General features: G+C 55.2%; 9 protein-coding genes. 2 read left to right on the forward strand and 7 right to left on the reverse strand.

The genetic code is table 11. The annotated features are described in order from the left end of the window. Positions 1-7: 7 nt before the first annotated feature. The 4 genes from ACIOWL_RS01110 to ACIOWL_RS01125 form a co-directional block, all read right to left on the reverse strand. Positions 8-1,030 (reverse strand): NAD-dependent epimerase/dehydratase family protein, encoded by a 1,023-nt coding sequence (locus ACIOWL_RS01110; protein ID WP_400380593.1) that lies wholly within the window; start codon positions 1,028-1,030, stop codon positions 8-10. Then, positions 1,027-2,121, reverse strand: a complete 1,095-nt coding sequence (locus ACIOWL_RS01115; RefSeq protein ID WP_400380596.1) for a Gfo/Idh/MocA family protein — start codon at positions 2,119-2,121, stop codon at positions 1,027-1,029. The genes ACIOWL_RS01110 and ACIOWL_RS01115 overlap by 4 nt, the downstream gene beginning before the upstream one ends. After that, positions 2,122-3,654 carry a sugar transferase gene (locus ACIOWL_RS01120; RefSeq protein WP_400380598.1) on the reverse strand — a complete coding sequence of 511 codons (1,533 nt, stop codon included), beginning with the start codon at positions 3,652-3,654 and terminating at the stop codon, positions 2,122-2,124. 583 nt (positions 3,655-4,237) lie between these two features. Next, a complete protein-coding gene (locus ACIOWL_RS01125) occupies positions 4,238-6,043 on the reverse strand; it encodes a response regulator transcription factor (protein WP_400380600.1) in 1,806 nt (601 codons plus the stop codon). 102 nt (positions 6,044-6,145) lie between these two features. On the opposite strand from ACIOWL_RS01125, the gene ACIOWL_RS01130 reads away from it, so the two are divergent. Next, complete coding sequence (locus ACIOWL_RS01130) at positions 6,146-6,277, forward strand: hypothetical protein (protein WP_400380603.1); 132 nt, start codon at positions 6,146-6,148, stop codon at positions 6,275-6,277. 629 nt (positions 6,278-6,906) lie between these two features. Here ACIOWL_RS01130 and ACIOWL_RS01135 read toward each other — a convergent pair. From ACIOWL_RS01135 to rfbB, 3 genes are all read right to left on the reverse strand, one after another. Beyond that, positions 6,907-9,390 carry a LuxR C-terminal-related transcriptional regulator gene (locus tag ACIOWL_RS01135; protein ID WP_400380606.1) on the reverse strand — a complete coding sequence of 828 codons (2,484 nt, stop codon included), beginning with the start codon at positions 9,388-9,390 and terminating at the stop codon, positions 6,907-6,909. A 497-nt stretch (positions 9,391-9,887) separates the two neighbouring features. After that, positions 9,888-11,321 (reverse strand): sugar nucleotide-binding protein, encoded by a 1,434-nt coding sequence (locus ACIOWL_RS01140; protein ID WP_400380608.1) that lies wholly within the window; start codon positions 11,319-11,321, stop codon positions 9,888-9,890. Between the two features lie 2 nt (positions 11,322-11,323). Further along, positions 11,324-12,340, reverse strand: a complete 1,017-nt coding sequence (gene rfbB / locus ACIOWL_RS01145; RefSeq protein ID WP_400380609.1) for a dTDP-glucose 4,6-dehydratase — start codon at positions 12,338-12,340, stop codon at positions 11,324-11,326. 102 nt (positions 12,341-12,442) lie between these two features. On the opposite strand from rfbB, the gene rfbA reads away from it, so the two are divergent. Next, positions 12,443-13,351 (forward strand): glucose-1-phosphate thymidylyltransferase RfbA, encoded by a 909-nt coding sequence (gene rfbA / locus ACIOWL_RS01150; protein ID WP_400380611.1) that lies wholly within the window; start codon positions 12,443-12,445, stop codon positions 13,349-13,351. The last annotated feature ends 28 nt before the right edge of the window (positions 13,352-13,379 follow it).

Here is a 13,379-nt window from a genome sequence, read left to right on the forward strand (position 1 = left end):
CTGTTGCCTAGTGGTTAGCGGCAACTGGTTTTTTCAGAAGTCGGCCGGCGGCCACTTCTTCGCGCAGCGGTTCCCACCAGGTCACCAACCGACGCAGTCCTTCTTCCAGCCCCACGGTCGATTCAAAACCCAAATCGCGGCGGGCCGCGCTGGTGTCGGCCAAACGGCGGACCACCGAGTTCACCGCACGTTCCGGACCGTACTCGATGTGAAGGTCAGAACCCATCACCTTCAAGAGAGTTTCAGCCAGCTGCTTCAAACTGGTTTCCGTGCCACTTGCTACGTTGTAAATCCCTTCGCGTAGCGGGCTGGCCGCCGCCAACAAATTAGCGCGGGCAATATCTTCAGAGAAGATAAAGTCCATGGTCTGTGAACCGTCGCCGAAGATCAGCGGAGGCAACCCATCGGCAATACGCTCCATCCAACGCACCAGCACCTCGGTGTAGGCGCCGTGCACGTCCATTCGAGGACCGTACACGTTGAAGTAGCGCAGCAAGGTATAGTCCAGGCCGTACATTGCGTGGAAGCTCTTGAGCAGGCCTTCGTTAAAGGTCTTAGCTGCTCCGTACAGGGTGTCATTGTTGTACGGATGGTGTCGTTCGGTGGTGGGGAACTCTTCAGCCATGCCATACACCGAGGCGCTGGATGCGGCAATGACCTTGGGAATCTTTGCCTCTACCGCCGCTTCGATCACGTTGTAGGTTCCGTTGACCATGACGTCTACCGCTAAACGCGGTTCCTCGGCGCACTGGGTAATACGAATGGCGGCCTGGTGGAAAACTACGTCCTTACCCTGGGTGACTTCCCGAACCAGTTCGCGGTCGGCAATGTCGCCCTCAATGAGGTTTACCCGACCGCTGGCCAGGGCCTCGGTGATGTTGCCGCGGCGCCCCCGAACCAGGTTGTCCAGGATATCTACCTGTTCCGCACCAGCTGCAAGCAGCTGGTCGACGATTTCGGAACCGATGGTTCCGGCGCCGCCGGTAACCAAAAACTTTTTGCCCTCAAGGCGTGCCACAGGCTGTGTCATGATGCGTTCCCCATTACAGAAGTCTCGATGCTAAATTGCGGTGCGGATCCATTGGCCAAACTTGCGCTGGCATCTTCCAGAACACGCAGGACACGAAGTGCGGATTCACCGTCGGTGGGTGCTGGTTTGTTGCTGCGGATGCTCGCGGCAAACTGCGAGACCATCAATCCCAACGGCTCGAACTCGGAGAGTGCCGGCGACCAAGTGTCTCCGAGCCGATAGGAAATGGTGGCGCCCTTACGATCTTCGGTGTCGGTGCGGATCATTTCCTGCCGGCCCAGATCCACACCGCGGTCGAAAATGCTCAAACGCTGTTGCGGATTCAGGTCATCCCAGATCAAAGTCTTTTTACTGCCGCCAATCACCATTTGCCGAATCTTGGTTGGCGAAAGCCAGTTCACATTCACGTGAGCCAGCGCTCCGTTTTCCAACGGCATGCTCAGGTATCCGATACAAGATTTGCCGGCGCCTAATGGATCTGCACCCTGGGCTGTCACCGACAACGGGCGTAGTCCTCCGGGAAGCACAAAGTCGAGAATGGACAAGTCGTGCGGCGCAAGATCCCAGAACACATCCACGTCGGGTTGAACCAGTCCCAGATTGATCCGCGTCGAATCAATGTAGAGGATTTCGCCTAGTTCGCCGTCTGCTAGCAGGTCGCGGATTTTCAGAACCGCCGGCGTGTAGCAGTAGGTATGGTCTGCCATCAGGATGGTTCCTGCGGCTGCGGCGGCTTGAACCATCTCCCGGCCGTGGACACTGTTATCTGCCAGAGGTTTTTCAACCACCACATGCTTGCCCGCGGCAATCGCCTGCATGGCGATGGCGTAGTGGGTCCTTGCCGGTGTGGCAATGGCGATGGCATCAATCTCGTGATTGGCCAAGAGTTCGTCGAGGGAACCTGCCACCGCAGGTTCACCGGTTTTGTGGGCCAGGCCCCGGGCACGCTCAAGGTCCATATCGCAGATGGCGACTAGTTCCCATTCACTGCTCATTGCAAAGTTTCGCGCCAGGTTAGGTCCCCAGTATCCTGCGCCTACCACTGCGACTCGAATCGCTGGGTTGACGCTTGTATCTGGTGCGATGCTCATTTAGTAGGCTCCATCCGGTTTGATCATGACTTTAAAGGTGCGCCACACGATGCGCAGGTCGCTGAGAACTGTCCAATTTTCGGCGTAGTACAGGTCCAGTCGGATGCTTTCGGTCCAATCCAGATTGGAGCGACCGCTGACTTGCCACAGCCCGGTGACACCTGGTTTCAGGTACAAACGCCGGTGGTCGTGGCCTGTGTAGGTTTCGACTTCTTTGAACAGCGGCGGGCGTGGGCCTACGACCGACATTTCGCCGCGTAATACGTTGAGAAACTGCGGAAGTTCGTCCAGTGAGTGTTTCCGCAGCAGCCGGCCGATCTTGGTGACCCTGGGGTCGTCCTTGAGTTTGAACAGCGGGCCAGCACCCTCATTCTGGGCTTCAAGGAACTTCAGCTGCTCTTCGGCGTCTTCCACCATGGAGCGGAACTTGAACATGTAGAAAGGCAATCCGTCCAGCCCGGCACGTTCCTGCTTGAAGAAGATCTTGCCTGGCCCTTCCAAACGAATCAGCAGGGCGATGACGAGAAACACCGGGCCGAGTCCTAATAACGCCAGTGATGCAAAAACTACATCGAAACTGCGCTTGAGCCAGAACCGCCATCCGCTAAAACGAGCGAGCTCAACATGCAGCAACGGCATTCCGTCTACCGGGCTTGTCCGCACCCGGCGGCTTGCCACGTTGGTCAGCGAGGAGACAACGATCAGCTTTGTGCCGGTTTTTTCCAAGCGCCAGCCGAGTTCCTGCAGTGCGGTGTTGCCGCCGCTCAGCGGCCCGGCAACCACCACGGAATCAGCGCCATAACGCCGAACTTCCTCCTCGATGGCTCCGGTGTCGTAGGTCAACGGAAGGGTCGGGTCTACGGCACGCAGGTTCATTTCGGATTCTTGGTCGTGTTCGCCATCCAGCAACACCCCAACGACCCGATAGGCCGGCCCGGACTGTTTTGAGATTTGGCGGACCACGTAGGGTGCGTCCTTGACCTGCCCGTAGACTAGGACATTGCTCAGGGCGAAACCCCGTTGGCGTTGTTTGGCCAGCCACTGGCGCCAGGTCCAACGTCCCAGCAGCAGCGCTCCCAGACCAATTGGCAGGCTCAGGATGATGAACAAGCGATAGTCAAGGTTGCCGGTCACAAGGGCTATGAGACCGATCCCGCCGGCAACGGTTGCCGTCGCGTAGACAAGAAACTTGTATTCCTGCATACCTACCGCGATGCGGCCTGAAGCCCTGGTGTGGAAAAACGTCAAACTCAGAAGCCAAGCCAGTGCTACAACAGCACCGGTCAAGATGAAGTGCTCGGTGAGTTCTTGGTTCCCGCCGTTGATGCGACCGCCGACCAGGACAAAAACTTCCGGCAAGACGCTGGCGAACGCAATGATGACGAAGTCGGTGATTGCCAGGCGGCGAACGTAACGCCGTCCGTCCAGCGCAGCGGTCGAGGCCACCGCGGTACCGGTCGACGCTCGGGTCGCGCCGAACAGCCGCGACGATCCTAAGTTGCTGCCTTCAATTCGCCCGCTAACCTGCGACATGGCAGTACCTCGCAACCTGCGATGTATCCGTAGCGCGGGCGCAGGCACGTGAAAGTCCCCCAAAAATACACATCTTGTGTAATCCCCCAAAACGATGCAATTTCCCCAATAAAGAGCCGCGTCCCCAAAAACCCAATTCAGCAACTCTTAATGTTGAGCTTATGGTGCGAGCTACTTAGTGGCACGAGTGGAGGAACACTCGAATCCTGAGAGGAAACTCTGAGAAAATACTCGACTGATACTTGGTTGATACTTAGAGGGCACTCGCTCGGCAAAAAATGTCTTTAACGCACAAAACAGGTCCCATACCAGCGATCGGGGGAGATCCGGTATGAGACCTGTTTAGTGTAAGGGGCGAACGGTTGCGCTGGGGGGTAATCCTTGCGGATTCGCTAACCGCCGCCCCGTCTAAGGGAAGGAGTCCTTAGGGATGTTAACCACGTGCATGGTCCCCAGTTCTCTCGTGGACAGCATGAAATCGCTCTGATTTCGCGCTGCTCCCTAATAGTAGAGATTACTGAAACTCAATAAGGCTGCGCACGGGTGGTTCTTACTTCAAGATTGCTTGAAACCCGTAGTCAACTTACTGGGCTGCTCCAAAATCTAGTTCCGCAACACCCAATTCAGAGCGCTCCGAAATTCCCAATTTCGAGAAAACTCGATACAGATGACCTTCAACCGTGCGTTGAGAAACCGTCAGCGCTCGGGCAATCTGCGAGTTGTTTTTTCCTGACAAGGCAAGCTGAACAATTTCAGCTTCGCGAGCCGTGAGTTCGGTCAGGGCAAGTGCACGAGCAACATATTTGTTCGGATTGATCCGATGCTCGTTAACTACCCGAGATGCCTGGCGCAACAACGTGCCGCAGGTGCGTGGTTCGCCTGCATTCGAGTACCGGACGGCTGCCCGCGCCAAGGCTTCAACACCGATGAGCACTTCTTGGTGGCGGAACGCTTTTTGCGCAAGTTCTTCCAATGGTCGAGGTTCGGGCTCCGAACGGTATTCACTCAGTTCCAACAGGAGCTGTGACTTGTTACCTTCGTGTTCCCGGCACAGCACCATCAGCCGCTGAAGCTCTTCATTACCCACAAGTTGTTCATCGGGTAGATGCGAAACTCTGCCTGCCAGTGCCATACGTTCAAAAATCGGGAAATCCCTGAGTTTTTCTTCTCCCAGCGCGTGCCCAATACTCGTGGCCGAGGCGCGGGCGAAGATTCGCTGGCGCGAAGGCAACTCCCCCAAGACTCCTGGCGGATCAGTGGGGTGACCGGAGCTATCTGAAGAAGCTCCCTTCAGGATGGTACCGGCCTGTTCTCGCGCCTTGGCATACAAATTCAGCGCGAGGCTCAACACTTGCCCCGGGTCAGTGAAACGCAGTTCGGTCACGGCCTCAGCCAACATCCGCACCGCAGACTGGTTACGTCCCTGCAGCAGGTCGGCAAGCCCGGTAAGCATGGCGATAGCTCCTTGATGCTGAACACCATAATGAGGCCCACCATACCTATAGGACGCCAGGAACCGCTGAGCTTGAAGATTATCCCCCAGTTGCAACAGGTTCCACACTTGGAGAAACATCAACCGTGTCTCGTAGAGTGACCGGACCTTCGGGTCGGTTGCGATCAACTGGGCGGCTTCTTGGGCAATTTTTAATGCACTTTCTGAACGCCCTTCAACGCTTGCCACATCACAAGACATCAGCCTGGCAATGATTTGTCCTTGATCTGGAAACTGAGGATCATTGATGAGCTGTTCGAATCTCTCAGGTGCTGGGCGTTGTCCGTTGGTGGAGTTCACGCTTGTCCACAACACCAACAGTTTCTTAGCGAACTGCTGGTCCCTCACCGCAGTCAATGATTCCTCACCCGGCGGCAAGCTTTCGGCCCAATCCTGCCATTGCTGAATGTACTCACCCATTAATGGCAGGTTATTGCCCAAATTCGTGACAACAACCAGTAATTGGCTGTAGGCCAACGTCAGCAGATGCGGTTCCTTGGCGGTTCGAACGAAACGCAGAAGAATGTTGCGCGCGGATTCAAACCTCCCCAACCCCAGTAGCACATCGGCTTCAAACAACGCCCCCTGCCCGCTTGTGTGCGCGACGTTTCCTACTCTGCATAATTCCCACGCCAACGGATAGTCGCTCGAATCTAATGCGGCGCTGGCGGCGTTCAACACCCGTTCTGTGGGATAGCTCAATCCAAGCTTCATTCCCCATAAAAGGTGGGAAGGTGAAAGTGCTGTGGCTGAGCCTCCCGAGTATTCCTTCCATGTCTGAAAGAGTTCCGCACTTCGTTCTGACGAGGTCATCACACCAAGTACACGGCGATGCAACTCCGAGGCCAAGGTCACCCTCGCGTCGGCAAGCTCAACTAACTGGCCTGAATCAATCATCCGGCGGTACTCGAACCGTCCGAATTCTAGAGTCTCCTTGGACACCGGCCCGCCTAAAGCCAGAAACTCCAAGGCACGGCGTTCTTCCTCGGTACTGAGCCGATGGATTTCGCTGACAAGATCGGCCAGTCGCGCGTCTATGGCAATATCTTCTTGGCTGAGCACCCAGATTCCCTGGAGCGCACCGGGTCCGTAGTCCAGGTCTTTGTCTTGAATCAAGAGTCGTTGTTCTAGGCACGAGGCAACGAGCGCTTCAACAAAACTCGGATTCCCGCCGGAGAGTCGATGTATCGACCCCGCCGCACTTTCGCTCAGGGGCCCACCCAACATGGATTCGGCGACGGCACGAATACCGGCCACGTCCAGTGGTTGAACCACAATGGTAGACATCAGTGGCGACTGGGCGAGCTGCGCCAGCGTGGACTCGGAATCAAGTGCCCCGGCGCCTAAGGCAATGAGCTTAAGCGCGGCGTTTTCCATGAGTGTCGAAAGGACAAAACAGCTTTGTGCATCAAGAAATTGCGCGTCCTCAACAACCACAATTCTCGGCTGGTCACTTACTGGTGTCTTGATGAGCACACGATTGAGTTCTCGCAAAACCTGGACCGGTTCTTCTACCGAGCCCAATGCATCCAAATATGGTGACAAGACACCATATGGAACCGAAGCAAGTGTCGGACTGCAGAAGAGTTTCATTGCAGGCTCGATATTCCCAGAATTACTCATCACCGCATCAACGAGGCTGGTTTTGCCCATACCGACGCCTCCCAAAACCAAGGCACCGCTTGGTTCTGGGGTGCTCACAACGTGCAATAGGTCATGGTATTCGCTGGATTTGCGCCTGCTCTGGTAAGCGGTGGCGCTCATAGCTGTCCCGCCGCACGTCGGCTGGTACGATCCAGTGCGGTGAGCTCTTGCCTATTGCGAACCTGTAGCTTTGAGTACACCTGATACAGGTGTCCCTCCACGGTTCGAATCGACACACCATTAAAACGAGCAATCTCAAGATTTGTTTTGCCAGAAATCGCCAGCAAAGCGATCTGTGATTCGCGTTTGGTCAGCTCTCCCGCCCAGTTTGGTGCGTCTGGTTTGGTCTGTTCCGGGGATTCGCTCCAGGTGCTGTCAGCAATGTAGGCCGGACGTTTCACGGTACTCACTAGCTTGGCCAGCTTTCGCTGATCTTTCAGGGTCAGCGAAGCAACCAGTGTGTTGCCCGGTACCGTGGCCATGAGCAGATGACCGGCTACCACCAGGTTGCGAAGTACAGTAAAGAGGTCAGCTGAGCCATCATGGCATTTTGTGGACAGCTCAGAGTACATTTCGGCCAGTGGCCCTTGGCATAGGGCCGAAACTTCACCTAGCCTGTGCTGCGGATCGTCACCTCCCAAGCGCAGCACATAAGCCATGCTCCCCAGTTCCAGCATCAAGTAACCAGCGGCATGTGCTTTGACGGCAAAGGAAGTCATTCGCTCAATCGCGACTTCCGGCATTCCGATAACCGCCAAACTCATCGACGAGAAAAGCTGGGTGACCCAGGTGTAAAAGTTCACCGGAACCGTGTTGTTTTCTCCGTCGTACTCGCGCCCCACAATCTCGGCCGCATCTGAGCGCCGCCCGGCCATGATCATCGAATGGGCAACAACCGCTTCCACGGCCGAAAGCTCGACACAGCTCCCCTGCTTTTGTAGCTGTGCGAGAGACGGTTCAAGAATCTTCAATGCACGCTCATAATCGCTTTGCAAAGCAAACAAGATTCCCCGCAGGCTTTCTGCCCGGGCGATCAGCTGGGGGTTCGAGAACTTCCCGGCCGCAAGTTCGGTAGCTCGCACCAAGGCCTCGGAATACATGCCGCACAGCATTTCTGTCAAAAGCAACTGCTCTTCGACCTCGCCGAGGTCATCAAAACACACGTTGCCATATGCCGCTGTTCCCAACCGGCGGACACGCAACTCGTTACTGACAAAGCTGGTTATCGCTTGGGCATCGGACTGCCGTGCACGTGCAGCATAATTACCCGACTGCAGCGCCATGGCGCGGAGATTTAGCCCCCGGGTCATCCATGCTTGTTGCGGTAAAGCTGAAGCCTCCAAGGCATTGGCCTCAAAATTTGTTTCTTCTTCAGCACGCGCAGCGTCAACTAGGTGCGTTAACAACTCAAGTTCTTGTTGGGCACGGAGCAAACGATCCTGAGACCATGAGTCTTCAATGGCCGCATGCAGATTCTCACTCGCTTTCCTGACAATGACGGTCGCTGCGGCGATCTCACCCTGCCGAAGCAGAGCCCTGATATGAAGCTTGAGGATACGTACCCGAGCAAACGGACCAACCACCCATTGCGCTTTGGCGTAGCCGTGAGCCGAGTAGTCCTCGGCAATATCCAACAGTTCCGTGTTCTGTCCCAGATCAGACAGCACGGAAATGGTGGATAAGGTCAAAGCCGTTTCTGCGTTTTGGTGCAGCTGCGCCACAAGATCTCGGCCGCTGCGCTCCATTTCAGGATCAATGCTTTGACGAAGCATCAGACGCAGCAGCGGAACAGCAATCATGAGACGGTGCTCAGCCTGGGGCACCACCTTCACTTGGCCCTTGGCAATCAGCTGGTCCATTGCCTTGGTCTGCGCTGCACGGTGAACCATTTCCCGTGACACCGGACCCCCTAGAGCCAGCGCATATAACAGCACACGTTCACCGTCATCGAGGCCCGAAGCCATGGAGTTAAACAGGGTTTGGACCGCCGGCCCGTTACCCAGCTCCAAGTCGCGAAGAACCCAAGTATCCGATTCCTGACTCAGTTGGCCATTGGCAATCCAGATCCGGGCCAACTTCAAAATCACACCACGGTTGCTGTCCGCCAGGTATTGCAAGGTCGAAGCCGCGAATGCTGAAATCGGCCCTTGCAATTCGGACTCTAAAAATGCGCGAGTCTCCAAGGTGTTCATGCGGCAGATACTCACATGCTCCAATTGCCCGGAGCGGAACAGTGCCAAGATGTCTTGTGGCAGGTCCTGAATTTCATCACAGACCACAACCAGTTTGATTTTTCGCATGGCCGCCAGCTGTGCCAGCAGGGAACCGGACTCCTCATCGATCAGATCAGGTTTCCCCAGCAAAACTACCGAGGGTTTTCCTTCTGGGCACAATAAACGGGCAAGTCCGTGCACCAGTTCATGATGGGTTGGCTGTTGAGCGGTTTCGATTTGAGCCAACAGAAAGGCAAGGACACCCAGCGGCATGTTTTGACCGAAGCTACTGCCATTAAGCCTGATCAGCCGTGGCGCGTCATTCAACTGGCTGTGCGCCGCTTCGGCGCTGGCACGCCTCCCACTACCCGATGGCCCAGAGACCACCGCTCCAGATTTTGTTGATTTTTCTAGAATTCTTCCGATCTCGGTGCTCGCGTCGGTAGGGGTAGCGACCAGCGCGCTGGTCTCACCCCAAAGCCTACGTGAATTCCGAGTGTCATCCCCAATAAATACGCTCGAGTACTCCATTTAAACCGCCCCAATCGGTTCATATCCCCATATATGACTGCGAATGGATCCCCCGACCAATCCGCGTGTTTTTTATCCTAGGCTCGCTACGGAGAAAAATCACGATATTTTAGGGCGTTCATAACGAACCAAGTACCGAGACTCACAATTTCAGGTAATTGTCCGTAGCAGCTGTGTAACCGGGCTACGGATCAAGTCTTGGATAGAAAGCTTGATGACTAGGAATTTCGAGCTGACAGTCGCAATACGGCACTTCGTGCCCTTTGGTTCCGCCTGAGCGCAGCGTGCGCTCACTGAGCATCCACTCGAAATTTACTGTGTTGCGAAACATCGCCGAAAGTTGAATCAGTGACTTAATCGAGGATCTGCACGATGTTCCGTTTCGCTTCTATGTACTCTTCCAGCCGAACCAGGTAGTTCACGGGCAGATAACCGGTCGCACGGATCTTGTTCAGACTGAAAGAACTGTTGCGAGGACGTGGTGCAGCCAAGGCAACGCTGCTGAGGTACTCGACTGCCGAGGTAGGGGCAACCCGGTCAGGATCGTGCCCGGAGAGGCTGAAAACTCGGCGCGCCAACTCATACCAGCTAGTCACTTCCCCTTCGCCCTGAAGATGGTAGGTGCCGCCGGGCTGACCGGTGTCAATCAGATGCATGATTGCCTGCGCCAAGTCCACCGCAAATGTTGGTCGGCCGAATTGATCGTCAATCACCTTCGGAGACACACCCCGCTGCGCCAGGTTGAACATCGTGTCGACAAAGTTTTTCCCCTCCCCGACAACCCAACTCGTTCTCACCACTACATGATTTGGGTGGGATAAAACCGCGACTTCACCCGCCGCCTTGCTCTGCCCATAAACACTTAATGGTGAGATCGGGTGCTGTTCTTTCACGTCCTGATCTTTTCCGTCAAAAACGTAGTCCGTGGATACGTGCACCAACGTGACATCGTGCTGTGCGCACCGTGCGGCCAGTGAGGCAACAGCAGTAGAGTTCACCTGCCAGGCACGGCGACGTCCCGGTGGAGTCTCAGCCTCATCAACCGCGGTCATGGCAGCGGCATTGATGACATGGCTATAGTTGGCCCACGGAAAACCTTCCAAAAAACCTGACCGCTCAAAATCGAATTCTGCGCGCGAAAATACTTCAATCCGTGGATCTTCCACACCCAGCGCTGTCAAAGCTCGTCCCAGCTGACCGGTGCCGCCGAGGACAGCAATTTTTTTCGGAAGTACTGGTTTTGCTTCATCAAGGTTGGGATGTTTGAGGTCAGCTTCGGAGATGATCGCTTCGTCTAGGCTGATGGGCCAATTGATCCCGAGAGTTGGGTCTGCCAGGTTGACGTAGCTGTAGTTGGACCGAGCCTGCTCGGTCCAATGCTCGGTCACTAAGTATGAATACACCGTGTCCGGATCAAGGGTTTGAAAACCATTGGCGACACCGCGGGGAATAAACAACGCAGAATCGGGGCCAACAGTTGCTGTATACACCGTCCCAAATCCCGCCCCAGGACGCAGGTCCACCCAGGCGCCAAAAATTTTCCCGGAGAGCACCGAGATATATTTATCCCACGGTTCGGCATGCAATCCACGAGTGGTACCGCGAAAAGCATTAAACGAGACATTGTTCTGCACCGGATGAAAATCGGGCAACCCCGCAGCAACCATTTTTTCGCGTTGCCAATTTTCCTTAAACCAACCTCGTTCGTCCGCGTGGACAGGCATTGACAGCTCAAGCAGTCCGGCAATTTGTGTCGGGCGGATCGTCAATGAATTGGAGTCATTCATGCTCAGGTAGCCTCCGAAGTCATTTGGAGTTGCTGTGCATATCTGTTTTCGGTCTTGGCTTTACCAGGCTCCCACCAGGTTCTGTGGTTACTGTACCAATCGATGGTCTGAGAAAGTCCTGATTCGATGTCGGTGTACCTAGGGGTCCAGCCCAGCTCGCTGCGCAGAATTGTGGAATCGATCGCGTACCGCAGATCATGTCCGGGACGATCAATCACATGATCAAAAGCATCCTCTGCTTCGCCCATGAGCCGCAAGATTATCCGGAGTACGTCCTTATTGTTTTTCTCCCCATCCGCCCCAATCAGATAGGTATGGCCCGATTGCCCCTGTTCCACGATGCGTTGCACCGCCGATGAATGATCCCGCACATGGATCCAGTCCCTGACGTTGGTGCCGTCCCCGTAGAGTTTGGGTTTCGCGCCGGTCAGAACGTTGGTGATCTGACGGGGAATAAACTTTTCGACGTGCTGGAATGGCCCGTAATTATTGGAGCAGTTGGACAACGTCGCGTTGATTCCAAAGGAGCGCACCCAAGCACGAACCAGCAGGTCGCTGGAGGCCTTCGTCGACGAGTACGGGCTTGATGGGTTGTAGGGTGTGGTTTCGGTGAATCGCTGCGGGTCATCCAAGGCGAGGTCCCCGTAAACTTCATCCGTGGAAATATGGTGGAATCGGACATCGTGCCTACGTACCGCTTCGAGCAATTCGAACGTTCCGATAACGTTGGTTCGCACAAAAACACCCGGGTCATGTAACGAATTATCGTTATGAGATTCGGCGGCGAAGTGCACCACCACGTCGTGTTTGGAGACGAGTTCGTCAACAAGTACTGCGTCGGCAATGTCTCCGACAATCAACTTGACGCGGGACGGCGGCAACAAATCTAACGATTGCCGATTCGCGGCGTAGGTCATCTTGTCGAGGATGGTGATGGCGCTGTCGGAGTGCTCGATCATGTGGTGGACATAGTTGACCCCAATGAATCCCGCTCCCCCAGTCACAAGGATTCTTTTCATATCCCTACGCTAACTAGCAATACCGGTGCGAGGTGTAGACCTAGAAATTTTCGAGTACGGATACTCTGCCGGCGAGCTTATTGCCGTTGTTAGTCTCGATTCATGAGGGGAATCATACTTGCTGGGGGAACTGGGTCGCGTCTGCATCCAATTACGATGGGCATCTCAAAACAGCTGGTGCCGGTCTTTGATAAACCAATGATCTATTATCCGTTATCAACGTTGATGTTGGCTGGTATTCGGGACATTTTGATCATTACGACTCCGCAGGACGAGGCTCAATTCCAGAACCTTCTTGGTGACGGTTCACAATTCGGAGTGCGCTTGAGCTACCGGGTGCAGCCGAAGCCTGAGGGGCTTGCCCAGGCGTTCATCATTGGTGTCGACCACATCGGTGATGAATCGGTGGCTCTGGTCCTGGGAGATAACATCTTCCATGGCCCCGGCTTTGGTACTCAATTGCGAAAATACGTCGACCAGCCGGGCGCAACCGTTTTCGGTTACTGGGTCAAAGATCCACGCGCCTACGGTGTGGTTGAGTTCGACCAGTTCCACCGGGCGATCTCCCTAGAAGAGAAACCGGAAAATCCCAAAAGCCACTACGCCGTTCCGGGCCTGTACTTTTATGACAATTCCGTGATTGCCAAAGCACAGGCACTCTCACCATCTGCTCGCGGCGAATTGGAAATCACAGACATCAACCGCCTGTATCTGGACGAAGGCCAGCTCAACGTCAATGTGTTGGCCCGCGGTACCGCTTGGCTGGATACCGGGACGTTTGAATCCCTGAATGACGCATCCAACTTCATCCGTACCGTTGAAGCCAGACAAGGCCTGAAAATCGGGGCTCCGGAAGAAGTTGCGTGGCGTCAAGGATTCATTAACGACACCCAACTCCGCGGACTTGCAGCAACACTTGGCAAGAGCGGCTACGGCGGCTACCTGAACGAGATACTCGATCATAGTTTTGCAGACCCTTACCATGACGTCACCACCCCGATGGGGGTCTAACCACTGGAATCGGTGTCTTACTGGGTCC

The sequence above is a fragment of the Glutamicibacter sp. NPDC087344 genome, from assembly GCF_044744225.1.
Classification (GTDB): Bacteria; Actinomycetota; Actinomycetes; order Actinomycetales; family Micrococcaceae; genus Glutamicibacter.

Coding starts and splice junctions, on each gene's coding strand:
- ACIOWL_RS01120 (WP_400380598.1), bottom strand. CDS start 3,654: ATGTCGCAGGTTAGCGGGCGAATTGAAGGCAGCAACTTAGGATCGTCG.
- ACIOWL_RS01130 (WP_400380603.1), top strand. CDS start 6,146: ATGGATTTCGCTGACAAGATCGGCCAGTCGCGCGTCTATGGCAATATC.
- rfbA (WP_400380611.1), top strand. CDS start 12,443: ATGAGGGGAATCATACTTGCTGGGGGAACTGGGTCGCGTCTGCATCCA.
- ACIOWL_RS01115 (WP_400380596.1), bottom strand. CDS start 2,121: ATGAGCATCGCACCAGATACAAGCGTCAACCCAGCGATTCGAGTCGCA.
- ACIOWL_RS01140 (WP_400380608.1), bottom strand. CDS start 11,321: ATGAATGACTCCAATTCATTGACGATCCGCCCGACACAAATTGCCGGA.
- ACIOWL_RS01125 (WP_400380600.1), bottom strand. CDS start 6,043: ATGATTGATTCAGGCCAGTTAGTTGAGCTTGCCGACGCGAGGGTGACC.
- rfbB (WP_400380609.1), bottom strand. CDS start 12,340: ATGAAAAGAATCCTTGTGACTGGGGGAGCGGGATTCATTGGGGTCAAC.
- ACIOWL_RS01110 (WP_400380593.1), bottom strand. CDS start 1,030: ATGACACAGCCTGTGGCACGCCTTGAGGGCAAAAAGTTTTTGGTTACC.